Origin of the sequence: Enterobacter sp. HSTU-ASh6 (assembly GCF_026319105.1) — a bacterium.
Classification (GTDB): domain Bacteria; phylum Pseudomonadota; class Gammaproteobacteria; order Enterobacterales; family Enterobacteriaceae; genus Enterobacter; species Enterobacter sichuanensis.
Window position 1 is genome coordinate 30,894 of record NZ_WSPD01000005.1, and the last position, 23,717, is coordinate 54,610.

The following is a 23,717-nucleotide window of genomic DNA, read 5'->3' on the forward strand; positions in this document are numbered from 1 at the left end:
GATGCGTGAGGCGATTGCCGGGGATTTTATTGCTTACAGGGGCAACGCTGGTCGTGATTGTCGCGTTGCTCGTGAGTGGGCTACGCCTCGTTTTACCGCATCTGGACAGCTGGCGTCCGCAACTGCTGGCAAAAATCGAATCCACCACCGGCGTGCCGGTGGACGTCAGCCAGATAAGCGCCAGCTGGCAGAACTTTGGCCCGACGCTCGATGCCCGGGATATTAATGCCAGCCTGAAAGATGGCGGCCACCTCAAAATCAAACGCGTGACCCTGGCGCTCGATGTCTGGCAAAGCCTGCTGCATCTGCGCTGGCAGTTTCGCGATCTCACCTTTTATCAGCTCCAGTTTCTGACCAATACCCCCATCTCGGGTGGCGACAGCAGTCAGGGGCTTGAGGCCAACCGATTTAGCGATCTTTTCCTGCGCCAGTTCGATCATTTCGATCTGCGCGACAGCGAGGTGAGCTTTATTACCCTCTCTGGACAGCGCGCGGAACTGGCGATCCCACAGCTGACCTGGCTCAACGGCAGAAACCGGCACCGCGCTGAAGGGCAGGTGAGTCTCTCCAGCCTGAACGGTCAGCACGGCGTCATGCAGGTACGCATGGATCTGCGGGATGATGACGGTCTGCTCAACAACGGCAAAGTCTGGCTGCAGGCCGACGATGTGGATGTGAAGCCGTGGCTGGGGGAGTGGATCCAGCAGAATATGCAGCTGGAAACCGCCCGTTTCAGCCTTGAAGGCTGGCTGACCCTGACGAAAGGCGAATTTGCCAGCGGGGATATCTGGCTCAAGCAGGGTGGCGCAAGCTGGAAAGGTGAAAACCAGCAGCACCAGCTTTCCGTCGATAACCTTACGGCGCACGTAACCCAGGAGAAAGAGGGGTGGCAGTTCGCCATTCCGGATACGCGTATCACCATGGACGGCAAGGCCTGGCCGCGCGGCGCGCTGACGCTGGCCTGGATGCCGGAGCAGGATGTCGGCGGCGTGGCAAACAAACGCAGCGATGAACTGCGCATCCGCGCCAGCAATCTGGATCTCGGTGCCATTGAAGGCCTGCGCTCGATGGCCGCAAAGCTCTCCCCGGATCTCGGTGAGATTTGGCTGGCCACGCAGCCGAGCGGGAAGATAGACGCCCTGGCGCTCGACATCCCGCTGCAGGCAACGGAAAAGACCCGTTTTCAGGCCTCGTGGAAAGATCTTGCCTGGAAGCAGTGGAAGCTGCTGCCGGGGGCGGAACACTTTAGCGGCAAGCTGGAAGGCAGCGTGGAAGACGGCCGGCTGACGGTTGATATGCACGACGCCAGAATGCCTTACGAGACGGTGTTCCGCGCGCCGCTGGAAATTGAACAGGGCATCGCGGTGCTTAACTGGCTCCGTAACGATAAAGGTTTCCAGCTTGATGGCCGCCATATCGACGTTAAAGCCAAAGCCGTACATGCCCGTGGCGATTTCCGCTATCTGCAGCCAGCAGGTGATGAACCCTGGCTGGGGATCCTGGCGGGGATCAGTACCACTGATGGCTCTCAGGCCTGGCGTTATTTCCCGGAAAACCTGATGGGTAAAGCGCTGGTAGATTATCTGAGCGGTGCCATTCAGGGCGGTCAGGCCGATAATGCCACGCTGGTTTACGGTGGCAATCCACATCTTTTCCCGTACAAACATAATGAAGGTCAGTTCCAGGTACTGGTGCCGTTACACAACGCCACCTTCGCGTTTCAGCCGGGCTGGCCGGCGCTGAAAAACCTGGACATTGAGCTTAATTTCCTCAATGACGGATTGTGGATGAAGTCAGACAACGTGGCGCTGGGCGGCGTGACGGCCAGCAACCTGACGGCAAACATCCCCGACTATTCAAAAGAGAAACTGCTGATTGATGCCGACATCAACGGTCCGGGTAAAGCCGTGGGGCCCTATTTTGAGGAGACGCCGCTAAAAGCGTCGCTGGCGGCGACGCTGCAGCAGCTCCAGCTTGATGGCGATGTGAATGCTCGCTTACATCTTGATATTCCGCTGGACGGCGAAATGACTACCGCCAAAGGCGACGTCCGTCTGAAGAACAACAGTCTGTATATCAAACCCCTTGAGAGCACCCTGAAAAACCTCAGCGGGCAGTTCAGTTTTGAGAACGGTAACCTGAAAAGCGAGCCGCTGACCGCCAGCTGGTTTAATCAGCCTGTGAATATTGACTTCTCGACGACCGAGGGGGAAAAGGCGTATCAGGTGGCCGTCAATCTGAACGGTAACTGGCAGCCATCGCGCATGGATGTCCTACCGAAGCCGATTGAGTCGTCAGTGAATGGCGCGGTCGCCTGGCAGGGCAAGGTTGCAATCGATCTGCCTTATCACGCGGAGGCGCGTTATCAGGTCGACATTACGGGCGATCTGAAAAACCTGCAGAGCCAGCTGCCAGCACCGCTGGATAAACAGCCCGGACAGCCGCTGCCGGTGAAGCTGAACGTTGACGGCAACCTGAACAGCTTCGAGCTGACCGGAAACGCGGGCGGGATGAACCACTTCAACAGCCGTTGGCTGCTTAACCGCAAGCTCACCCTCGATAAAGCCATCTGGACGACGGATAGCCGCTCCACGCCACCGCTGCCGCAGCAGTCGGGCATTGAGCTTAATCTCCCGCCAATGGACGGTGCAGAATGGCTGGCACTGTTCCAGAAAGGTGTGGGGCAAAACGTTGATGAATCGGCCCAGTTCCCGCAAACCATTACCGTACGCACCCCGTCGCTGATGCTGGGCGGGCAGCAGTGGAACAACCTGAGCATCGTGTCTCAGCCCACCGCTAACGGCTCGAAAGTGGAGGCTCAGGGCAGGGAGATCAACGGTACGCTGACCATGCGCGATAACGCCCCATGGCAAGCGGCGATCCGCTATCTCTATTACAACCCGGCAAGCGCGAGCGGGAAAAACTCGCCGGCCGAGACATCGCCGTTGAGCAAGACATCCCACGTTGATTTTAGCGGCTGGCCCGATCTCCAGCTGCGCTGTGCGGAGTGCTGGCTGTGGGGGCAAAAATATGGCCGTATCGACGGTGATTTCGCCATTGATGGAAACACGCTGAAGCTCTCCGGCGGCCTGGTTGATACCGGTTTTGGTCGCATGACCGCCGCAGGGAAATGGGTGAATAATCCCGGGGAACAACGAACGTCTCTGAAAGGCGACATTAAAGGTAACAAACTGGATGCGGCCACCAATTTCTTTGGTATCAGTACACCGCTGCGCGGTTCGTCATTTGACGTCGATTACGATCTTCACTGGCGTGACGCACCGTGGAAGCCGGATGAGGCTTCGCTGAACGGCATTCTGAAAACCCGCTTCGGCAAAGGTGAAATCGCTGACGTGAGCACGGGGCGTGCAGGGCAGATCCTGCGCCTGCTGAGCTTTGATGCGCTGCTGCGTAAGCTGCGCTTCGATTTCAGCGATACCTTCAGCGAAGGGTTCTACTACGACTCCATCCGCAGTACGGCGTGGATCAAGGACGGCGTGATGCATACGGACGACACGCTGGTGGACGGCCTCGAAGCGGATATCGCCATGAAAGGCTCGGTCAACCTCGTGCGTCGCGAGCTGGATATGGAAGCCGTGGTGGCGCCGGAAATTTCCGCCAGCGTGGGTGTGGCGGCGGCCTTTGTGGTGAACCCGATTGTCGGTGCGGCGGTGTTTGCCGCCAGCAAAGTGCTGGGGCCGCTGTGGAGCAAGGTCTCCATTCTGCGCTACCGCATTACCGGTCCGGTGGATAAACCGCAGATTAACGAGGTGCTGCGCCAGCCGCGCAAAGATGCACAGCAATGATTTGACGTGGGCAGGTAATTGCCTCACTCTCAATAAATACGATCTTTATACCGCCACGGGCGGCAACGAACGAGTAGCAATACGATGAGTCTGAACCTGGTAAGTGAACATTTGCTCGCAGCGAACGGCCTGAGCCATCAGGACCTGTTCTCCATTCTTGGTCAACTGACCGAACGCCGTCTCGACTACGGCGATCTCTATTTCCAGTCGAGCTATCACGAATCCTGGGTTTTAGAAGACAGCATCATCAAAGATGGCTCTTATAACATCGATCAGGGCGTGGGTGTTCGTGCCGTCAGCGGCGAGAAAACCGGTTTTGCCTATGCCGATCAGATTAGCCTGACCGCACTTGAGCAGAGCGCGCAGGCCGCGCGTACCATTGTGCGTGATACCGGCGATGGTCGCGTGAAAACTCTGGGTGAAGTGTCGCACTCTGCGCTCTATACCACCATCGATCCGCTGCAGAGCATGAGCCGTGAAGAGAAGCTGGATATCCTGCGCCGCGTAGACAAAGTGGCGCGTGCTGCCGATAAACGCGTGCAGGAGGTCTCAGCCAGCCTGAGCGGTGTGTACGAGTTGATTCTGGTTGCGGCCACTGACGGTACCCTGGCGGCGGATGTGCGTCCGCTGGTGCGTCTCTCCATCAGCGTGCAGGTCGATGATGATGGCAAACGCGAGCGCGGCTCCAGCGGCGGCGGCGGTCGTTTCGGCTATGACTGGTTCCTGGGGGATGTTGACGGTGAAGCGCGCGCTGACGCGTGGGCAAAAGAAGCCGTGCGCATGGCGCTGGTGAATCTGAATGCTGTCGCGGCACCGGCGGGGTCATTCCCGGTGGTGCTGGGTGCCGGCTGGCCGGGCGTGCTGTTGCATGAAGCGGTAGGGCACGGTCTGGAAGGCGATTTTAACCGCCGCGGTACGTCCGTATTCAGCGGTCAGATCGGGCAACTTGTCTCCTCTGAGCTGTGCACCGTGGTGGATGACGGTACCCTGCGCGATCGTCGTGGCTCGGTAGCTATCGACGATGAGGGCACCCCAGGCCAGTACAATGTGCTGATTGAAAACGGCGTGCTGAAAGGCTACATGCAGGACAAACTCAACGCGCGCCTGATGGGCGTTGCACCAACGGGTAATGGCCGACGTGAATCCTATGCGCACCTGCCAATGCCGCGCATGACCAATACCTATATGCTGCCGGGCAAATCGACGCCACAGGAGATTATCGAATCCGTTGATTACGGTATCTTTGCGCCAAACTTTGGCGGTGGCCAGGTGGACATCACTTCCGGGAAGTTCGTCTTCTCCACGTCAGAAGCGTACCTGATCGAGAAAGGCAAAGTGACCAAAGCGGTGAAAGGCGCAACGCTGATTGGCTCCGGTATTGAAGCCATGCAGCAGATCTCTATGGTCGGTAACGATCTCAGGCTCGATAACGGCGTCGGCGTCTGCGGTAAAGAGGGCCAGAGCCTGCCGGTTGGCGTGGGCCAGCCAACGCTGAAAGTGGACAACCTGACGGTGGGCGGTACGGCCTGACCTGCGTTCACATAAAAAACAGGCGCTACCGGGTAGCGCCTTTTTTTTAACGTAAGTGACCCAGCGGTATCTCCGGATCCGGCTCGTGGGTGATGCGGTTGCGTAAATCGCGACGAATGATCTCGATCGACCAGAACCAGACCAGATGACCTACGATCTCTGACACGTGCTCATACCAGGGAAGTGTAAACAGCGGTGGTGTCAGCCCCATCAGCGGGAAGGAGATCATATGAACAAAAAGCTGGGCTAATGCACCCGCCAGCAAACCCTGCCAGAGTTTAATTTTCGGAAAGACTTCAGCAACTACACAATATCCCACCGCGAAGACAACGGAGAAAATAATATGTGTTACACCAACCCAGTTAAATATATGTCCGGCAAAGGTATAAACCGCCGCGTTAGGATCAACGACGCCCAGCCAGTCGCGTAAAAAAACATAGGGTGGGTTTAAAAAATTACGGGAGCAATCAATCTGACCCGCGGCTCTTATTAATTGCTCCGGCCCACAGGCGGCGGTGAATAAATCGGTGGGGCTTCGTGGCGGGAGGGGGACCTCGGCACCCCATTTGACAAACGCGGAGACAATCCCTGCAATCAAACCGATGAACGCGGCGAGTCCATAGCGCCTGCGTGACGGCGGTGTTTGTTCAAATATATTCATTTCTTTTCCTTGTTTAACGTCATCCTGCGGAATACATTTTATTATTCAAATCAGCAACAAATTAATAACAGTCTGAATACCAGACTGTTATTAAGGTAAAGGGCAGGCGGCGGCAGTGTCAATTCGCTATTCCTGATAGTGGCAAAAGAATATTCCTGGATGAAGGTCTGCTTCATCCTGAAATATTAATGGCGTGGATATTTCAGAAATTAATCACTTATTCCTTTCTTCTTCCCCGCATCCCCTGAAACAGCTCTGCCACGTCCACAAAATAGTCGGTCAGATAGTTAATACATACCTGTACCTTGAGCGGCAGCTTGTCTTTTTCGGTATACAGGGCGTACACCGGGCGCGGATCGGATTGATAGCGCGGGAACAGGATCTCCAGCACGCCGCTGTTGATCTCGTTGATCACCCACATCAGCGGCACGTAGGCGATCCCGGCCCCGGCCACCAGCCAGCGCGAAATGGTCATCGGGTCGTTGGTCACAAACCGGCCTTCCGGCAGCAGTCGGGTGGAAATCCCTTCCGGGGCAATCAGCTCAAATTCATTGTCGGGCCGTACGCTGTACTCCAGCCACGAGTGGTTGCTGAGATCGGCGGGTTTCTCGGGGACACCGTACTGCGCGAGATAGCTTTTTGAGGCGCAGACCACCATCGGCATGCTGCCCAGCCGACGCGAGAACAGGCTGGAATCCTGTAATGCACCGACGCGGATCACCACATCCAGCCCGTCGGCAATCAGATCCGGCGCCGGAATACCCGTCACCAGATTGACGGTCAGCCCCGGGTATTCTTTCAGCATATCCGCGGTCATGGCGGCGAGAACATTTTGTGCCATAGTTGAAGAACAACCAATGCGCAGGGTGCCAATAGGCGTGTTGTTAAAGGCGTAGAGTTGCTCGTGAACATCCTGCACTTCATGCAGCATGCGGCGACAGCCCTGATAGTAAATTTTACCCGCTTCCGTCAGCCCAATGCTGCGGGTACTGCGGTTGAGCAGCTTGACCTGAAGCTCATCTTCCAGTTTGGACACTGTCTGGCTGATGGATGAGACGCTCATTTGAAGCTGGCGTGCCGCCGCGGTAAAAGAGCCCAGTTCTACCACTTTGGCGAAGACCGACATGCGTTTTAAACGTTCCATTGTTCACTCTGGCTTAAAAGTGATTTAGATCACATATTATAGATAACAGCATAACAGTTACGTTAATATATTATTAATTACATAACGGCTGCGCCATTCCCGCCCGGCGTTTCTTGCTCTCCTGCGGTGGCGTACGCTAAAAAATTCTGAAGCCTGCACTCTCGCTTATCAAGGTCAACATGAGTCTGTTTCCCGTTATCGTGGTGTTCGGTCTGTCGTTCCCACCGATATTTTTCGAGCTGCTTTTATCACTGGCGATTTTCTGGCTGGTGCGCAAGGTGCTGGTTCCTACCGGGATCTACGATTTCGTCTGGCATCCTGCATTGTTCAATACCGCGCTGTATTGCTGCCTGTTTTACCTGATATCGCGCATGTTTGTCTGAGGTTGATGTGAAAACGCTAACAAGAAAAATCTCCCGCACCGCCATCACCATGGCGCTGGTTATCCTCGCGTTCATCGCTATTTTTCGCGCCTGGGTCTATTACACCGAATCGCCGTGGACGCGTGACGCGCGTTTCAGCGCGGATGTCGTGGCGATCGCTCCCGACGTGGCCGGGCTTATCACGGCGGTTAACGTTCACGATAACCAGTTAGTGAAGAAAGACCAGGTGCTGTTCACCATCGACCAGCCGCGTTACCAGAAGGCGCTGGAAGAAGCGGAAGCGGACGTAGCCTATTACCAGGCGCTGGCCGCAGAGAAACGTCGTGAGGCCGGGCGTCGTAATCAGCTGGGCGTTCAGGCGATGTCCCGCGAAGAGATTGATCAGTCCAACAACGTGCTGCAAACCGTACTGCACCAGCTGGCGAAAGCGCAGGCGACGCGCGATCTGGCGAAGCTTGATCTGGAGCGCACCGTGATCCGTGCGCCCGCTGACGGCTGGGTGACCAACCTGAATGTCTATGCCGGAGAATTTATCACCCGCGGCTCAACCGCTGTGGCGCTGGTGAAACAGAACTCCTTCTACGTGCTCGCCTATATGGAAGAGACTAAGCTGGAAGGCGTACGTCCCGGTTTTAGGGCGGAAATCACGCCGCTTGGCAGCAACCGCGTCTTTAAAGGTACCGTGGACAGCGTCGCGGCAGGGGTGACCAACTCCAGCAGCTCTAACGATGCAAAAGGGATGGCGACCGTCGATTCCAACCTTGAGTGGGTACGTCTGGCCCAGCGTGTGCCGGTGCGTATCCACCTGGACGAACAGCAGGGTAATGTGTGGCCTGCCGGTACCACGGCGACGGTGGTGATCACCGGGGAAAAAGACCGGGACGCCAGCCAGGACTCATTCTTCCGTAAAATTGCCCATCGCCTGCGCGAGTTTGGTTAACCGCTATGGGTATCTTTTCCATCGCCAGCCAGCACATTCGCTTCGCTGTGAAGCTGGCGTGTGCCATTGTGCTGGCGCTGTTTGTGGGCTTCCACTTCCAGCTTGAAACCCCTCGCTGGGCGGTGCTGACGGCGGCGATTGTCGCGGCGGGCCCAGCCTTTGCCGCGGGTGGGGAGCCCTATTCAGGCGCGATCCGCTATCGCGGGATGCTGCGTATCATCGGGACGTTCATCGGCTGTTTCGCGGCGCTCACCATTATTATTCTGATGATCCGCACGCCGCTGCTGATGCTGATGGTGTGCTGCATCTGGGCGGGGTTCTGTACCTGGATCTCCTCGCTGGTGAAGGTCGAGAACTCCTATGCCTGGGGACTGGCGGGCTATACCGCGCTGATTATTGTCATCACCATTCAGTCCGAGCCGCTGCTCGCGCCGCAGTTTGCGGTTGAACGCTGCAGTGAGATTGTGATTGGTATCGTCAGCGCCATTGTCGCTGACCTGCTTTTCTCTCCGCGCTCCATTAAACAGGAAGTAGATCGCGAGCTCGACGCGCTGATTGTGGCCCAGTACCAGCTGATGCAGCTATGCATTAAGCACGGTGACAGTGAAGAGGTAGATAAAGCCTGGAGCGGTCTGGTCCGCCGTACGCAGGCCCTGGAAGGGATGCGCAGCAACCTCAATATGGAGTCGTCGCGCTGGGCGCGCGCCAACCGTCGCCTTAAAGCGCTCAACACCGTCTCATTAACGCTTATCACCCAGGCGTGCGAAACCTACCTCATTCAAAACACCCGACCGGAAGCGGTCACTGATACCTTCCGCGAATTGTTTGCCGAACCGGTGGAAACGGTGCAGGACGTGCACAAGCAGCTTAAGCGCATGCGCCGGGTCATCGCCTGGACCGGGGAGCGCGATACGCCCGTGACGATCTACACCTGGGTCGGCGCTGCGACGCGCTACCTGTTGCTGAAACGCGGCGTGATCGGTAACACCAAAATCAGCGCGGCGGAAGAAGAGGTGCTCCAGGGGGAAGTGGTGATCAAGGCAGAATCTGCCGAGCGTCATCATGCGATGGTCAACTTCTGGCGTACGACGCTGGCCTGCATGCTCGGCACCCTGTTCTGGCTGTGGACGGGCTGGACCTCCGGCAGCGGCGCGATGGTGATGATTGCCGTCGTTACCGCCCTTGCGATGCGCCTGCCTAACCCGCGTATGGTCGCCATTGATTTCCTGTACGGCACCATCGCCGCATTGCCGATAGGTGCGCTTTACCTCCTGGTGATCATTCCGTCTACCCAGCAGAGTATGCTGCTGCTCTGTATCAGCCTGGCGGTGATGGCGTTCTTTATCGGCATTGAGGTGCAAAAACGACGTCTCGGATCGCTGGGGGCGCTGGCGAGCACGATTAACATTATTGTGCTGGATAACCCGATGACCTTCCATTTCAGCCAATTTCTCGACAGCGCGTTAGGCCAACTGGTGGGCTGTTTCCTGGCGATGATGGTTATTCTGCTGGTACGGGATAACTCCCAGGCAAGAACGGGACGCGTGTTATTGAACCAGTTTGTATCGGCTGCCGTGTCGTCCATGACCACCAATACGGCGCGTCGGAAAGAGAACCACCTGCCCGCACTCTATCAGCAGCTGTTTTTACTGCTGAACAAGTTCCCGGGCGATATCGCCAAGTTCCGCCTGGCGCTGACCATGATCATTGCACACCAGCGCCTGCGTAACGCGCCGGTGCCGATTAACGACGATCTGTCGGCCTGGCACCGTCAACTGCGTCGCACTGCCGACCACGTATTGTCCGCCAGCAGTGACGACAAACGGCGTCGTTACTTTACGCAACTGCTGGAGGAGCTCGATATCTACCAGGAGAAGCTTAAGGTCTGGGAAGCACCGCCTCAGGTGACCGAGCCGGTAGGACGGCTGGTCTTTATGCTGCATCGCTACCAGAATGCCCTCACGGATAACTGACTGAAGTAAAAAAGCCGACGCCAAAAGCGTCGGTTTTTTTGTGGCTATACTTAATTCCAGCATGTTCTTACATTTCAGAAAGGGAGGGCATATGACGACCCAGGCGCTACAGGACCACATTCTTTTTCAGACCGGTTATCTGGTCAACGGGATCTGGAAAACGTTGGACACAACGTTTGATGTGCTGAACCCCGCGACCGGTGAGGTCATCGCCAGAGTGGCGAAAGCCGGCAAAGCGGAAACCGAAGACGCTATCGCAGCGGCCGCTAAAGCCTTCCCGGCATGGCGCGCCAAAACCGCGAAGGAGCGCTCTGCCATTCTCTATCGTTGGTACGAGCTGATTATTGAGAATAAAAGCTGGCTCGGTCGCTTAATGACGACCGAGCAGGGTAAACCCCTGAAAGAAGCGGAAGGCGAAGTAGAGTACGCTGCCAGCTTTATCCAGTGGTTTGCCGAAGAAGCCAAGCGCGCAAACGGGGAGATTATTCCGCCGATCAAACCCGGCTCGCGTATTCTGGCGACCCGGGAACCCGTGGGCGTGGTTGCGGCGATTACGCCGTGGAACTTCCCGATGGCGATGCTCACTCGCAAGTTAGGTCCGGCCCTGGCTGCGGGATGTACCGGGGTCATCAAACCGGCAAATAACACGCCCCTCAGTGCTTTTGCGCTGCTTACGCTGGCAAAACAGGCCGGTGTGCCTGACGGCGTCCTCAACGCCGTGGCCGGGAATACGCATGAGATCAGCGATGCGATTATGGCAAGCCGGGAGGTGCGCAAAATTTCCTTTACCGGTTCGACCGCCGTTGGCAAAACACTGGTGCGTAACGCCGCAGATACCATGAAGAAAGTCTCCATGGAGCTGGGGGGAAATGCGCCGTATATCGTGTTTGAGGATGCGGACATCGACGCGGCTGTTAAAGGGGCCATCGCCAATAAATTCCGTAATGCCGGGCAGGTCTGCGTCAGCGTTAACCGTTTCTATATTCAGGAAACCGTCTACGACAAGTTTGTCAATAAACTGGCCGATGCGGTCACGGCGCTGAAAGTCGGGAATGGCCTGGAGGAGGGGGTTGTCGTTGGCCCGCTGATCGAACCTTCGGCGGTGAACAAAGTACGCGAGCACGTTGAGGATGCTGTTGCCCGGGGCGCGACCGTTCTGGCGGGCGGCAAACCGCACCCGCTGGGCGGGAACTTCTGGATGCCAACCGTACTGGGTGACTGCCATGAAGGGATGAAACTGGCAGAAGAAGAGACGTTTGGCCCCGTGGCGGCCTGCTTCCGTTTTACCTCGGAAGATGAAGTGATCCAGCGTGCCAACAACACGCCGTATGGGCTGGCGGCTTACTTCTACACCCAGAACCTCTCGCGGGTATTCCGCGTTTCGCAGGCCATCGAGAGCGGGATGATTGGCATTAACGAGTGCGCCGTCTCCACGGAGCTGGGGCCATTTGGTGGCGTCAAAGAGTCAGGGCTGGGACGTGAGGGCTCCGTACTGGGGCTGGAAGAGTATCTGGAAGTGAAAACCCTGCATATCGGGGGATTATAATAGACAGGGCGGCAGATGCCGCTCGCCTGGACTGGGTGGCTGGCAATGAAAACCTATACCTTTGATTTTGACGAGATCGACAGTCAGGAAGACTTCTATCGTGAATTTATCCGGGTGTTTGATCTTGAACGGCAAAGCGTGACGAATCTGGATACGCTGTGGGATGTGGTGACCGGTAGCCTGTTGCCGCTACCGCTGGAGATCGAGTTCATCCATTTGCCCGATAAGCTGCGCAGACGTTTTGGCGCACTGATATTACTGTTCGATGAGGCGGAAGAAGAGCTGGAAGGGCAACTGCGTTTTAACGCGCGGCATTGAAAGAGATAAAAAAAAGCCCCTGACCATGAAGCCAGGGGCAAGTCGTATGATGAGATACGACGAGGGTTTATTTGTACAGTTCTGCCGTAGCATGCCAGTGGTCACCCTGATTCAGTTCGGTGACACGATAGCTGCTGGCGCCTGCTTTTTCAGCTTTGGCGGCAAGTTCGGAACGAATATCCATCGGCGAGCCGGTAACGGATGTTACGGACACACTGCCCATAGGCTGCAGATTTTGTGCCTGGTCTGCGTTCACCTGCTGAACGGCTGCGCTTGCGCCGAAAGAGAGAACCGATGCCAGACCGAGGGTTGCGATGATCAATTTAGTTTTCATAGTCTTTACTCCTGAAGAGGTTTTGCTCAACGGCGAGAAGGGTTGAACCGCTATTTTTATGCCTGGTGCCGTTGAGTGGAGATTTACGTATTCAGTTATTACTAAAACTTATTTATACAGCTCTGCGGTAGCGTGCCAGTGGTCACCTGAACGCGCTTCAATGATGCGATAGGATGACGCACCCTGTTCTTCCGCTTTTTTGTTCAGCATTTCATGCATGTCCATCGGAGACGTGCCGATCGCGCCGACAGAAACCGTACCGATTGCCTGGCGGGATTGCGCCTGTTCGGCATTGATGGAGTCCGCTGCGAAAGCACCGAATGACAGGACAGACAGGACGCTCAGCGTCGCTACAGTGGTTTTGATTTTCATGATTCTTTACCTCGTCGAATTTTTTAGTGGGGTCTTGTTTCGTGACCCTCATCACAAAATCAAGCATACACTAATAACGGCAAAAATTAATACCAGACTAATGGTTTCTGTTGTTATTACGTGTTAACCGGTCTTTTTTTAATAACCAAAATGCATAAGATTGACTGTTTTTTGTGCGATATACGTGGTTATCTCTAATTAAATCATATGGATATTTGATTTTGATATTTTGTGCGATTTTTTGATTTATCATTCACCAAGTGAATGTTAAAGGGTGGTAAAAAGCACTATTTGCCAAAGCAGGGGCAGTGGAATAGCGGGAGAAAAAGAGGGGGAGCAGAACGATCCCCGCAGCGGTGCTACGGGGAGAGAGGATTACAGTTCCTGTTCGAACAGCACCAGAATCGCTTCGTGGAGGTCTTTCACCGAGAATCCGTTAGCCGGAGTGGTAAAGATGGTGTCATCACCGGCGATGGTGCCGAGAATACCCTCCGTTTTACCCAACGAGTCCAGCATGCGGGCAATCAGCTGCGCAGCACCCGGGCTTGTGTGGATCACCACAACAGCGTCGTTGTAGTCGATATCGAGAACCAGATTCTTGAGCGGGCTGGAGGTGGTTGGCACGCCAAGTTCCGCAGGCAGGCAATAGACCATCTCCATTTTGGCATTGCGGGTACGTACCGCACCAAACTTGGTTAACATGCGGGAGACTTTCGACTGATTGATGTTATCGAAGCCTTGTTCCTGCAGCGCCTGAACAATTTCTCCCTGAGAACTGAATTTCTCTTCTTTGAGTAGCGCTTTGAACGCCTTGACTAATTCTTCTTGCTTAGACGAGCTTCGCATAAGTCACCCGGAATATGACGATAGAAACAACATTATTATGCATGTGGATGAATTTTTATGCAAATTATCTACCAGACAGCAGCCTGAAATAATGTTATGAAAGGGAGTGATTTTATCAGATTTCGTTATCAGAAAACATGCCTGGGTCACGCCACGCAAATAAGCTTAAAAGTAAATTAAATGTTATCAAAATGATGTTGTTTTGGTGGCGGGGCAGGGTGTATTGTAACCCCCTCTTAATGCGTTGCCGTCTGTCGTCAGAGCCATCTGAAGAGAGATAAAGTCGCGCGACCTCAAATTCTTTAGCTACGAAAATTGTAATTAAACACTTGCTGAATTATGGTCGCCGCAACGGATTTACAGATACTTAAGTTAACCATAATAAGGAGTTTAGGATGAAAGTCGCAGTCCTCGGCGCTGCTGGTGGTATCGGCCAGGCGCTTGCCCTACTACTGAAAACCCAACTGCCTTCAGGCTCAGAACTCTCCCTGTACGATATTGCTCCGGTAACCCCAGGCGTGGCGGTTGACCTGAGCCACATCCCGACCGCTGTAAAAATCAAAGGCTTCTCCGGTGAAGACGCGCGTCCTGCCCTGCAGGGTGCAGACGTGGTGCTGATTTCTGCAGGCGTGGCGCGTAAGCCAGGCATGGATCGTTCAGACCTGTTCAACGTCAACGCGGGCATCGTGAAAAACCTGGTGCAGCAGATCGCAGAAGTCTGCCCGAAAGCGTGCATCGGTATCATCACTAACCCGGTGAACACCACCGTTGCTATCGCGGCAGAAGTGCTGAAGAAAGCGGGTGTTTACGACAAGAACAAACTGTTCGGCGTGACCACGCTGGATATCATCCGCTCCAACACGTTTGTTGCAGAGCTGAAAGGCAAACAGCCAACTGACATTGAAGTCCCGGTCATTGGCGGACACTCTGGCGTCACCATTCTGCCTCTGCTGTCACAGATCCCTGGCGTGAGCTTCACCGAGCAGGAAGTGGCTGATCTGACCAAACGCATCCAGAACGCGGGCACCGAAGTGGTGGAAGCGAAGGCGGGTGGCGGTTCTGCAACCCTGTCTATGGGCCAGGCGGCTGCGCGCTTCGGTCTGTCACTGGTTCGCGCACTGCAGGGCGAGAAAGGCGTGGTTGAATGCGCTTACGTTGAAGGTGATGGCGAACACGCTCGTTTCTTCTCTCAGCCGCTGCTGCTGGGTAAAAATGGTATCGAAGAGCGTAAGCCGATTGGCACGCTGAGCGCGTTTGAACAACACGCGATGGAAGGCATGCTGGATACGCTGAAGAAAGATATCACCCTGGGCGAAGAGTTCGTTAACAAATAAAACGAACCCGCTTTTGTCGGCCGGGTAAGCGTTAGCGCCACCCGGCAAAAAAACCGAAGCACTTACTGGCTTCGGTTTTTTTATGGCTGTCAGTTGGTGGCCGGGTATTCCTGAATGGTCACATGCAGCGTCAGTTTCTTATCGTTGCGCATGACTTCAACAGGGATGATGGAACCCGGGCGAATTTCTGCCACCTGGTCCATGGTCTCCAGCGCAGAAACCGCCGGCGTGCCGTTGACCGACACAATGACATCATTGACCTGAATTCCCGCGTTAGCCGCCGGACCACCCGGTGCGACCTCGTTGACCACGATGCCCTGAATCTGATCGATACCGCCGCCCTGGGTATGCATAGGCGCAATTTCACGGCCGCCGATACCGATATAGCCGCGGATCACACGGCCATCGCGGATCAGCTTATCCATAATTTTGGTTGCCAGCTGGAACGGAATGGCGAAGCCGATCCCTTCCGGCGTCTCTCCGTCGTTACTCTTATCGAACGAGAGGGTGTTGATGCCCATCAGCTCACCCAGCGAGTTGACCAGCGCGCCACCGGAGTTACCGTGGTTGATTGAGGCATCGGTTTGCAGGAAGTTCTGCCGTCCCGATGGGTTGAGACCAATACGACCGGTCGCGCTGATAATCCCCTGGGTGATAGTCTGGCCCAGGTTGTAAGGGTTGCCGATAGCCAGTACGACGTCACCAATATGCGGGGTACGTTTACGGTTGATCGGGATAACCGGTAAACCGCCCGTAGCGTTAATTTTCAGAACAGCCAGGTCGGTCAGGCTATCCGACCCCACAAGTAACGCCTCAAACACGCGGCCATCCTGCAGGGCGACGATGATCTGATCGGCATCATTAATCACGTGCTTGTTGGTAATAATGTAGCCCCGCTCGTCCATAATCACCCCGGAGCCGAGGGTACGGATCTCCAGCTGGTTATGGGCTGAGGTATTCAGACCACGGTTATAGACGTTGACGACGGCAGGTGCGGCACGGCGAACGGCCTGGTTATAGGTGGCCGGTGTTTCATCCGTGCTATCAAACTGGGGAGCCGACAGTTTATTGAACTGACGTAAAGACGGCAACGCCAGCAGCAGCAGGCCAGCGACAATCAAACCGATGACAATAGAACGTAAGAGCTTTAAAAGCATGATGCGCGTGTCGTGAAAAAAAGGAACGATTTGCAGCATAACATGAGTTATCCGGACATCACACGCAGCGGTGATGTCCGGGATCGCAAATGCTTAGCGCAACAGAATATAGATAGACTCATTGCCACGCATAACCTGCAGGGCAATCACAGCCGGTTTACTTTCCAGCAGCTTGCGCAGTTCAGCAATGGACTGCACGCGATTACGGTTTACACCAATGATAACGTCATCCTGATGCAATCCGGCCTGTGCGGCAGGGCTGCTCTTCTCAACGGTGTCGATGGTGATCCCCTTCGTTCCGTCTTTCAACTGCCCGTCGCTCAACGTAGCCCCCTGTAGCGCTGGAGCGATAAGCTCTGCACTGGCGGAGGAAGAGGTGCTCTTATCCAGCGTCACTTCAACACTGAGCGGCTTGCCGTCGCGGATCAGGCCCAGCTTCACTTTGGCGCCGGGTTCGGTTGTGGCAATCCGCGAGCGCAGTTCTGCAAAGCTGCTCAGCGGTTTATCGTTCAGGCTGACGATCACGTCCCCCGACTTCACGCCCGCTTTTGCCGAGCCGGAGTTTGGCAGCACTTCACTGACGAACGCCCCGCGCTGCACGTTAATATTGAACGCCTTCGCAATATCCGCGCTCATCTCCATTCCTTTGATACCCAGCAGCCCACGTTTGACCTCGCCGAACTGGATGAGCTGCTGCGCCAGGGTTTTGGCCATATTGCTCGGAATAGCAAAACCGATCCCAATGCTGCCGCCGCCCGGGGCCAGGATCGCGGTGTTGATCCCAATCAGCTCGCCGTTAAGGTTGAGCAATGCCCCGCCGGAGTTCCCGCGGTTGATTGAGGCATCGGTCTGGATAAAGTTTTCCAGCCCTTCCAGATTCAGGCCGCTGCGGCCCAGCGCCGAGACGATCCCGGACGTCGCGGTCTGCCCTAAACCAAAGGGGTTGCCCACGGCGACGGCAAAATCACCGACGCGCAGTTTGTCGGAATCCGCGATGGCAATCTGGGTCAGATTACTGGGGTTTTGCACCTGCAACAGCGCGATGTCGCTCTGGTCATCGCCGCCAATCAGTTTGGCATCAAACTCGCGCCCATCATTAAGCAGAACGCTGATTTTATCGGCCTGGCTGATAACATGGTTGTTAGTCAGAATATAGCCTTTGGCTGCATCAATAATGACGCCTGAACCCAGGCCTTCAAAAGGCTGAGCCTGCTGGTCGGGAGCCTCATCGCCAAAATATTTTTTCAGTTCTTCAGGGACGCGTTGGCTTTGTACGGCCGTGCCTTCAACCTGTACGCTAACGACCGCCGGCAACACTTTTTCCAGCATGGGGGCGAGGCTTGGAACGGCCGCTTGCCCGGGCACCTGGGAGGGAATGGCGGCCACTACGGGGAAGGACGCCGAGAGAGATAACCCGACACTTAACGCGATAGCGCTCAACAGCTGGTTTTTTTTCTTCATCGATGTTGACTCTCGTAACCTGGAATAAAGGAAAAACGGCCCTAAAAACACGTTGATGTTATTGAATTTTAAACCGCTGAACAATGAGGTGTTTAACTAAATGATAGCTGGGGTCATGAAGAAAAGACGGGCGCAATCGCTGCGCCCGTAAAATAAATTCAGGTTGTGCGATTAATCGCGTTTTACACCGCCGCGCAGCAGGCCGGACGCGCCATCTGAATAGTCGCGAGGCATCTGGACAGGGGCCTGATCGTTACCGGCTTCAGAGTCTGCCAGACGGTTGCGGAACGGGTTGGTTTCCGCCGTCATTTCCGGCAGCAGGCTGCTGGAGCTTTTGGCCATATGTTGATACAGCTGACGATAGTCGGTCGCCATGTTGTCCAGCAGCTCGGCGCTACGGGCAAAGTGGCTGACCAGCTCTTCACGATACTCTTCCAGCTCGGCTTTGTTCTTTTCCAGTTCGTACTGCAGTGACTGCTGCTGACGCAATTTGCGGTTACCGAAACGCATGGCCACAGCACCAATGACGATGCCGACGACTAAACCGATTAGCGCATATTCCCAGGTCATGAACTTCTCCCGTTGTCTTGTTGTTCCGTAGGGTGTTGGCTCGGCTCCTGCCTGTGCCTGATAATGCCACTATAACCGCTATTTCCGCAGAAGTGGAATCCTGACGTATCATCGCGTAGTGTAGAACGGCCTTTTTTTCATCAGTCACGCCTGCTGATGAGCGTTAATTGAAGGAATAACAATAAGATTATGCAAAACCTGTCCCCTGCATCACGATATCAACTGGCCCTTAACGAGGGCACGCATCAGCCGGATGACGTTCAACGTGAGGCGGTGAGCCGTCTGGAGATGATTTATCAGGCGCTCACGGCCAGACCCGCTGAAACAGAGCAGAGCAGTGGGCTAAAGGCGGCGTTTGGGCGGTTACTCGGTAAAAAAGCACCACCAGAGCACACGCCGGTGCGCGGTTTATATATGTGGGGCGGTGTCGGGCGGGGAAAAACCTGGCTGATGGATCTGTTCTATCTGAGCCTGCCGGGGGCGCGTAAACAGCGTCTGCACTTCCATCGTTTTATGCTGCGGGTGCATGAAGAGCTGACGGCGCTGCAGGGTAAAAGCGATCCCCTGGAGATTGTGGCCGACAGATTCAAGGCGGAAACGGACGTGCTCTGCTTTGATGAGTTTTTTGTCTCTGATATCACCGATGCCATGCTGTTAGGCGGCCTGATGAAAGCGTTATTTGCCCGCGGGATTACGCTGGTTGCCACCTCGAATATCCCGCCGGACGAGCTGTACCGCAATGGCCTGCAGCGGGCTCGCTTCCTGCCTGCGATTGACGCCATCAAGCAACACTGCGACATCATGAACGTGGATGCCGGGGTGGATTACCGCCTGCGCACGTTGACCCAGGCGCACCTGTGGCTTTCACCGTTAAATACCGAGACCACCCGCCAGATGGACAAACTGTGGCTGGCGCTGGCGGGGGCAAAGCGCGAGCATGCCCCGGAACTTGAGATTAACCATCGCCCGTTGCCCACCCTCGGCGTTGAGAACCAAACGCTGGCGGTCTCCTTTACGACGCTTTGCGTAGATGCCCGCAGTCAGCATGACTACATTGCGCTTTCGCGTCTGTTCCACACCGTGATGGTGCTGGATGTGCCGGTGATGACCCGGCTGATGGAGAGCGAAGCACGGCGCTTCATTGCGCTGGTGGACGAGTTTTATGAGCGTCACGTCAAGCTGGTGGTCAGCGCCGAGGTACCTTTATATGAGATCTACCAGGGGGAAAGGCTGAAGTTTGAGTTCCAGCGCTGCCTCTCGCGCCTGCAGGAGATGCAGAGCGAGGAATACCTGAAGCTTGAGCATATGCCATAATAAATGCCACCCTCTCCCTGTGGGAGAGGGGCTGGGGGTGAGGGCATCAGACCGCACACTACCCACCCTCGAAAAACCCATTCCAAATCACATTTAAGGGTCGATCTTTGACCTCAACTTCTCTATAATCTTGCGACCCCACGTTACGAGAAGGTTTTTTTCCCGAAACTTTCTATGTGTCGGCATGAGCTATTCGAAGGGGTAGGTTTGCCGGACTTTGTCGTGTGAACCTCAACTGACTAAACGTTTGGGTGTTCACCAACGTGTAACTTATTATTTGGGTAAGCTTTTAATGAAAACTTTTACAGCTAAACCAGAAACCGTACAGCGCGACTGGTATGTTGTTGACGCGACCGGTAAAACTCTGGGCCGTCTGGCTACTGAACTGGCTCGTCGCCTGCGCGGTAAGCATAAAGCGGAATACACTCCGCACGTTGATACCGGTGATTACATCATCGTTCTGAACGCTGATAAAGTTGCTGTAACCGGCAACAAGCGTACTGACAAAATGTACTACCACCACACCGGCCACATCGGTGGTATCAAAGAAGCGACCTTTGAAGAGATGATTGCCCGCCGTCCTGAGCGTGTGATTGAAATCGCGGTTAAAGGCATGCTGCCAAAAGGCCCGCTGGGTCGTGCTATGTTCCGTAAACTGAAAGTTTACGCAGGCAACGAGCACAACCACGCGGCACAGCAACCGCAAGTTCTTGACATCTAATCGGGATTATAGGCAATGGCTGAAAATCAATACTACGGCACTGGTCGCCGCAAAAGTTCCGCAGCTCGCGTTTTCATCAAACCGGGCAGTGGTAAAATCGTTATCAACCAGCGTTCTCTGGAACAGTACTTCGGTCGCGAAACTGCCCGCATGGTAGTTCGCCAGCCGCTGGAACTGGTTGATATGGTAGAAAAACTGGATCTGTACATCACTGTTAAAGGTGGTGGTATCTCCGGTCAGGCAGGTGCGATCCGTCACGGTATCACCCGCGCTCTGATGGAGTACGACGAATCCCTGCGTTCTGAACTGCGTAAAGCTGGCTTCGTTACTCGTGACGCTCGTCAGGTTGAACGTAAGAAAGTGGGTCTGCGTAAAGCACGTCGTCGTCCACAGTTCTCCAAACGTTAATCCATTCTGCTTGCGCAGAACGATTGGCGAAAAACCCGCTTCGGCGGGTTTTTTTATGGATAATGCGCAGGTTATCCACAATATCAATGCATATATCTTCTCTTTTTCCACATTTCCAGAATCCCCTCACCACAAAGCCATCAAAATCTGGTAAACTATCATCCAATTTTCTGCCCAAATATCGGTGAATACTCGCTTTTTGTTCGATTCTTGAACAATGTGTTTTCTCTGGGATGGGCGATACAACATCTGGCTGGCCCCTGTTGGGCCGGTAGCAGTAAAAATTCTGAATATACCTGGAGGTTTTCATGGCTGTCGCTGCCAACAAACGTTCGGTAATGACGCTGTTTTCTGGTCCTACTGACATTTATAGCCATCAGGTTCGTATCGTGCTGGCCGAGAAGGGTGTCAGTTTTGAGATCGAGCATGTGGAAAAGGATAACCCGCCTCAGGATCTGATCGATCTCAACCCGAGCCAAAGCGTACCGACGCTGGTGGATCGCGAGCTGACCCTGTGGGAATCCCGTATCATTATGGAATATCTGGATGAGCGTTTCCCGCATCCGCCGCTGATGCCTGTTTACCCTGTCGCGCGTGGTGAAAGCCGCCTGTACATGCAGCGTATCGAGAAAGACTGGTACTCGCTGATGAACGTGATTACCAGCGGTTCCGCTGCGGAAGCTGACGCTGCGCGTAAGCAACTGCGTGAAGAGCTTCTGGCTATTGCCCCTGTGTTTGGCCAGAAACCGTTCTTCCTGAGCGATGAGTTCAGCCTGGTGGATTGCTACCTGGCGCCGCTGTTGTGGCGTCTGCCAACCCTGGGTGTTGAATTCAGCGGCCCTGGCGCCAAAGAGCTGAAGGGCTACATGACTCGCGTCTTTGAACGCGACTCTTTCCTGGCATCTTTAACTGAACCGGAACGTGAAATGCGTCTCGGCCGAGGCTAATGACTGTGGAAATGTCACAACTCACCCCACGCCGTCCGTATCTGCTGCGCGCCTTCTATGAATGGCTGCTGGATAACCAGCTCACGCCGCACCTGGTAGTGGATGTGACGTTGCCGGGCGTGCTGGTTCCGATGGAATACGCACGCGACGGACAGATCGTGCTGAATATTGCGCCGCGAGCAGTGGGTAACCTGGAACTGGCCAACGACGAAGTGCGCTTTAACGCGCGTTTCGGTGGTGTGCCGCGTCAGGTATCGGTGCCGCTGGCTGCCGTGCTGGCTATCTATGCGCGTGAAAACGGTGCGGGTACCATGTTCGAGCCGGAAGCGGCTTACGATGAAGACGTTGCCAGCCTGAATGATGACGATACCGCCGGGGAGCGTGAAAGCGACACGGTCATGTCCGTTATTGACGGTGACAAACCCGATCACCAGGATGATAACGATCCGGATGACGATCCGCCACCGCGCGGGGGGCGACCGGCTCTTCGCGTTGTAAAATAAAAACAGGCCCAATCGGGCCTGTTTTTTTACACTTCCAGGTAGTTCAGTATACCGTCTGCCGCCTTACGACCTTCGGCAATCGCCGTCACCACCAGGTCGGAACCGCGAACAATATCACCACCGGCGAAGATTTTCGGGTTGCTGGTCTGGAACGCGTTATCGCTGCCTTCAGGCGCAATAATACGGCCCTGCGAGTCCAGCTCGACGCTGTGCTTCGCCAGCCACTCCATGCTGTGCGGACGGAAACCGAACGCCATGACGACGGCATCGGCCGGGATCACGTGCTCAGAGCCCGCCACGATCTCCGCGCGACGGCGGCCTTTGGCATCCGGCGCGCCCATCTCCGTGCGCGCCATCTTCACGCCGCTCACTTTACCGTTAGCATTCACTTCAATACCCAGCGGCTGGATGTTGAACTGGAACTCGACACCCTCTTCACGCGCATTTTTCACTTCGCGTTTGGAGCCTGGCATGTTCTCTTCGTCACGACGATAGGCGCAGATCACGTGTGCCGCATTCTGACGAATAGAGGTACGCACGCAGTCCATCGCGGTATCACCCCCGCCCAGCACAACCACGCGTTTACCTTCCATGCTGACGAAAGGCTCATCGGCTGTTTCGCCATAGCCCATAATCTGTTTAGTGTTGGCGATCAGGAACGGCAGCGCGTCATAAACGCCCGGCGCGTCTTCGTTTTCCAGACCACCACGCATGGACTGATAGGTGCCCACGCCCAGGAAGACGGCATCGTAATCTTTCAGCAGGTCGTCGAGCTGCACGTCGCGGCCCACTTCTGTGTTCAGTTTGAACTCAATCCCCATGCCGGTGAAGATTTCACGGCGGCGGGTCATGACCTCTTTCTCCAGCTTGAAGGCCGGGATACCGAAGGTCAGCAGACCGCCGATCTCCGGATGACGGTCAAAGACCACCGCCTTCACGCCGTTACGGGTCAGGACGTCCGCACAGGCCAGGCCCGCCGGGCCCGCGCCGATAATCGCCACGCGCTTGTCGGTCTGCTTCACGCCGGACATATCCGGACGCCAGCCCATCTCAAACGCTTTATCGTTGATATAGCGCTCGATGTTGCCGATGGTCACCGCGCCAAACTCGTCGTTCAGCGTACAGGAACCTTCACACAGACGGTCCTGAGGACACACGCGGCCGCACACTTCCGGCAGGGTGTTGGTCTGGTGAGACAGCTCGGCGGCTTCAAAAATACGCCCCTCGTTGGCCAGCTTCAGCCAGTTCGGGATGTAGTTATGTACCGGACATTTCCATTCGCAGTAAGGGTTACCGCAGGACAGGCAGCGGTCTGCCTGTGCTTTGGCCTGGCCTTCTGAAAACGGCTCGTAGATTTCTACAAATTCAATTTTACGGATCTTCAGCGGTTTCTTTGGCGGATCAACACGCTGCAGGTCGATAAACTGGTATACGTTCTGGCTCATCTGA

22 protein-coding genes are annotated in these 23,717 nt (G+C 55.3%); 13 read left to right on the plus strand and 9 right to left on the minus strand.

Going from position 1 to position 23,717, the window contains the following annotated elements:
- Positions 1-5 precede the first annotated feature (5 nt).
- Both yhdP and tldD read left to right on the plus strand, forming a co-directional pair.
- Positions 6-3,806 carry an AsmA2 domain-containing protein YhdP gene (gene yhdP, locus GM298_RS07385; protein WP_266153859.1) on the plus strand — a complete coding sequence of 1,267 codons (3,801 nt, stop codon included), beginning with the start codon at positions 6-8 and terminating at the stop codon, positions 3,804-3,806.
- Between the two features lie 84 nt (positions 3,807-3,890).
- Positions 3,891-5,336, plus strand: a complete 1,446-nt coding sequence (gene tldD, locus GM298_RS07390; RefSeq protein ID WP_025756662.1) for a metalloprotease TldD — start codon at positions 3,891-3,893, stop codon at positions 5,334-5,336.
- Between the two features lie 46 nt (positions 5,337-5,382).
- On the opposite strand, the gene GM298_RS07395 is transcribed toward tldD, so the two are convergent.
- Together GM298_RS07395 and aaeR are read right to left on the minus strand one after the other, a co-directional pair.
- Positions 5,383-5,997, minus strand: a complete 615-nt coding sequence (locus tag GM298_RS07395) for a YagU family protein (RefSeq protein ID WP_025756663.1) — start codon at positions 5,995-5,997, stop codon at positions 5,383-5,385.
- Between the two features lie 217 nt (positions 5,998-6,214).
- Positions 6,215-7,141, minus strand: a complete 927-nt coding sequence (gene aaeR / locus GM298_RS07400) for an HTH-type transcriptional activator AaeR (RefSeq protein WP_045284722.1) — start codon at positions 7,139-7,141, stop codon at positions 6,215-6,217.
- Between the two features lie 179 nt (positions 7,142-7,320).
- Between aaeR and aaeX the strand changes: the two genes are divergently transcribed.
- The 5 genes from aaeX to GM298_RS07425 all read left to right on the plus strand — a co-directional run bounded on the left by aaeX (position 7,321) and on the right by GM298_RS07425 (position 12,301).
- Complete coding sequence (aaeX, locus tag GM298_RS07405; protein WP_003860416.1) at positions 7,321-7,524, plus strand: p-hydroxybenzoic acid efflux pump operon protein AaeX; 204 nt, start codon at positions 7,321-7,323, stop codon at positions 7,522-7,524.
- Positions 7,525-7,531: 7 nt separating this feature from the next.
- The gene (aaeA, locus tag GM298_RS07410) at positions 7,532-8,464 is read left to right on the plus strand and encodes a p-hydroxybenzoic acid efflux pump subunit AaeA (RefSeq protein ID WP_045284724.1); all 933 of its coding nucleotides are present in this window, start codon (positions 7,532-7,534) and stop codon (positions 8,462-8,464) included.
- A gap of 5 nt (positions 8,465-8,469) precedes the next feature.
- The gene (gene aaeB / locus GM298_RS07415; protein WP_266153861.1) at positions 8,470-10,437 is read left to right on the plus strand and encodes a p-hydroxybenzoic acid efflux pump subunit AaeB; all 1,968 of its coding nucleotides are present in this window, start codon (positions 8,470-8,472) and stop codon (positions 10,435-10,437) included.
- Between the two features lie 91 nt (positions 10,438-10,528).
- Entirely contained in the window at positions 10,529-11,983 is a 1,455-nt protein-coding gene (locus tag GM298_RS07420) for an NAD-dependent succinate-semialdehyde dehydrogenase (RefSeq protein WP_095450661.1), read from the plus strand.
- Between the two features lie 45 nt (positions 11,984-12,028).
- A complete protein-coding gene (locus tag GM298_RS07425) occupies positions 12,029-12,301 on the plus strand; it encodes a barstar family protein (RefSeq protein ID WP_025756665.1) in 273 nt (90 codons plus the stop codon).
- A gap of 67 nt (positions 12,302-12,368) precedes the next feature.
- Here the strand turns inward: GM298_RS07425 and yhcN (GM298_RS07430) are convergent, their stop codons facing one another.
- The 3 genes from yhcN (GM298_RS07430) to argR form a co-directional block, all read right to left on the minus strand.
- On the minus strand, positions 12,369-12,635 hold the full coding sequence (gene yhcN / locus GM298_RS07430) for a peroxide/acid stress response protein YhcN (RefSeq protein WP_045284727.1): 267 nt from the start codon (positions 12,633-12,635) through the stop codon (positions 12,369-12,371).
- Between the two features lie 108 nt (positions 12,636-12,743).
- The gene (gene yhcN / locus GM298_RS07435) at positions 12,744-13,007 is read right to left on the minus strand and encodes a peroxide/acid stress response protein YhcN (protein ID WP_025756667.1); all 264 of its coding nucleotides are present in this window, start codon (positions 13,005-13,007) and stop codon (positions 12,744-12,746) included.
- Between the two features lie 375 nt (positions 13,008-13,382).
- Positions 13,383-13,853, minus strand: coding sequence for a transcriptional regulator ArgR (gene argR / locus GM298_RS07440; RefSeq protein WP_025756668.1), 471 nt, complete (start codon positions 13,851-13,853; stop codon positions 13,383-13,385).
- A gap of 395 nt (positions 13,854-14,248) precedes the next feature.
- Between argR and mdh the strand changes: the two genes are divergently transcribed.
- The gene (gene mdh / locus GM298_RS07445; protein WP_025756669.1) at positions 14,249-15,187 is read left to right on the plus strand and encodes a malate dehydrogenase; all 939 of its coding nucleotides are present in this window, start codon (positions 14,249-14,251) and stop codon (positions 15,185-15,187) included.
- 89 nt (positions 15,188-15,276) lie between these two features.
- Here mdh and degS read toward each other — a convergent pair whose 3' ends face one another.
- The 3 genes from degS to zapG all read right to left on the minus strand — a co-directional run bounded on the left by degS (position 15,277) and on the right by zapG (position 18,375).
- The gene (degS, locus tag GM298_RS07450; protein ID WP_045284728.1) at positions 15,277-16,344 is read right to left on the minus strand and encodes an outer membrane-stress sensor serine endopeptidase DegS; all 1,068 of its coding nucleotides are present in this window, start codon (positions 16,342-16,344) and stop codon (positions 15,277-15,279) included.
- A 93-nt stretch (positions 16,345-16,437) separates the two neighbouring features.
- On the minus strand, positions 16,438-17,805 hold the full coding sequence (gene degQ / locus GM298_RS07455) for a serine endoprotease DegQ (protein ID WP_025756671.1): 1,368 nt from the start codon (positions 17,803-17,805) through the stop codon (positions 16,438-16,440).
- A 171-nt stretch (positions 17,806-17,976) separates the two neighbouring features.
- On the minus strand, positions 17,977-18,375 hold the full coding sequence (gene zapG, locus GM298_RS07460) for a Z-ring associated protein ZapG (RefSeq protein WP_008502832.1): 399 nt from the start codon (positions 18,373-18,375) through the stop codon (positions 17,977-17,979).
- A 189-nt stretch (positions 18,376-18,564) separates the two neighbouring features.
- Here zapG and zapE point away from each other — a divergent pair, with 189 nt between their 5' ends.
- The 5 genes from zapE (at position 18,565) to sspB (ending at position 22,268) form a co-directional block, all read left to right on the plus strand.
- Positions 18,565-19,689, plus strand: a complete 1,125-nt coding sequence (zapE, locus tag GM298_RS07465) for a cell division protein ZapE (RefSeq protein WP_045284729.1) — start codon at positions 18,565-18,567, stop codon at positions 19,687-19,689.
- Positions 19,690-19,981: 292 nt separating this feature from the next.
- A complete protein-coding gene (rplM, locus tag GM298_RS07470) occupies positions 19,982-20,410 on the plus strand; it encodes a 50S ribosomal protein L13 (RefSeq protein ID WP_003860434.1) in 429 nt (142 codons plus the stop codon).
- A 15-nt stretch (positions 20,411-20,425) separates the two neighbouring features.
- The gene (gene rpsI / locus GM298_RS07475; protein WP_003860436.1) at positions 20,426-20,818 is read left to right on the plus strand and encodes a 30S ribosomal protein S9; all 393 of its coding nucleotides are present in this window, start codon (positions 20,426-20,428) and stop codon (positions 20,816-20,818) included.
- 308 nt (positions 20,819-21,126) lie between these two features.
- Positions 21,127-21,765: a stringent starvation protein SspA gene (gene sspA / locus GM298_RS07480; RefSeq protein ID WP_025756674.1), complete on the plus strand. Its 639-nt coding sequence runs from the start codon at positions 21,127-21,129 to the stop codon at positions 21,763-21,765.
- A 5-nt stretch (positions 21,766-21,770) separates the two neighbouring features.
- A complete protein-coding gene (gene sspB / locus GM298_RS07485; protein WP_025756675.1) occupies positions 21,771-22,268 on the plus strand; it encodes a ClpXP protease specificity-enhancing factor in 498 nt (165 codons plus the stop codon).
- 26 nt (positions 22,269-22,294) lie between these two features.
- Here the strand turns inward: sspB and gltD are convergent, their stop codons facing one another.
- Complete coding sequence (gene gltD / locus GM298_RS07490) at positions 22,295-23,713, minus strand: glutamate synthase subunit GltD (RefSeq protein WP_025756676.1); 1,419 nt, start codon at positions 23,711-23,713, stop codon at positions 22,295-22,297.
- Positions 23,714-23,717 lie beyond the last annotated feature (4 nt).

Bases quoted from the DNA above. Each gene is read 5' to 3' on its own strand.
- rpsI (WP_003860436.1), top strand. From the start codon at position 20,426: ATGGCTGAAAATCAATACTACGGCACTGGTCGCCGCAAAAGTTCCGCA.
- GM298_RS07425 (WP_025756665.1), top strand. From the start codon at position 12,029: ATGAAAACCTATACCTTTGATTTTGACGAGATCGACAGTCAGGAAGAC.
- GM298_RS07420 (WP_095450661.1), top strand. From the start codon at position 10,529: ATGACGACCCAGGCGCTACAGGACCACATTCTTTTTCAGACCGGTTAT.
- aaeB (WP_266153861.1), top strand. From the start codon at position 8,470: ATGGGTATCTTTTCCATCGCCAGCCAGCACATTCGCTTCGCTGTGAAG.
- aaeX (WP_003860416.1), top strand. From the start codon at position 7,321: ATGAGTCTGTTTCCCGTTATCGTGGTGTTCGGTCTGTCGTTCCCACCG.
- GM298_RS07395 (WP_025756663.1), bottom strand. From the start codon at position 5,997: ATGAATATATTTGAACAAACACCGCCGTCACGCAGGCGCTATGGACTC.
- sspA (WP_025756674.1), top strand. From the start codon at position 21,127: ATGGCTGTCGCTGCCAACAAACGTTCGGTAATGACGCTGTTTTCTGGT.
- zapG (WP_008502832.1), bottom strand. From the start codon at position 18,375: ATGACCTGGGAATATGCGCTAATCGGTTTAGTCGTCGGCATCGTCATT.
- aaeR (WP_045284722.1), bottom strand. From the start codon at position 7,141: ATGGAACGTTTAAAACGCATGTCGGTCTTCGCCAAAGTGGTAGAACTG.
- mdh (WP_025756669.1), top strand. From the start codon at position 14,249: ATGAAAGTCGCAGTCCTCGGCGCTGCTGGTGGTATCGGCCAGGCGCTT.
- zapE (WP_045284729.1), top strand. From the start codon at position 18,565: ATGCAAAACCTGTCCCCTGCATCACGATATCAACTGGCCCTTAACGAG.
- degQ (WP_025756671.1), bottom strand. From the start codon at position 17,805: ATGAAGAAAAAAAACCAGCTGTTGAGCGCTATCGCGTTAAGTGTCGGG.
- degS (WP_045284728.1), bottom strand. From the start codon at position 16,344: ATGCTTTTAAAGCTCTTACGTTCTATTGTCATCGGTTTGATTGTCGCT.
- tldD (WP_025756662.1), top strand. From the start codon at position 3,891: ATGAGTCTGAACCTGGTAAGTGAACATTTGCTCGCAGCGAACGGCCTG.
- yhcN (WP_025756667.1), bottom strand. From the start codon at position 13,007: ATGAAAATCAAAACCACTGTAGCGACGCTGAGCGTCCTGTCTGTCCTG.
- yhcN (WP_045284727.1), bottom strand. From the start codon at position 12,635: ATGAAAACTAAATTGATCATCGCAACCCTCGGTCTGGCATCGGTTCTC.
- rplM (WP_003860434.1), top strand. From the start codon at position 19,982: ATGAAAACTTTTACAGCTAAACCAGAAACCGTACAGCGCGACTGGTAT.
- gltD (WP_025756676.1), bottom strand. From the start codon at position 23,713: ATGAGCCAGAACGTATACCAGTTTATCGACCTGCAGCGTGTTGATCCG.
- argR (WP_025756668.1), bottom strand. From the start codon at position 13,853: ATGCGAAGCTCGTCTAAGCAAGAAGAATTAGTCAAGGCGTTCAAAGCG.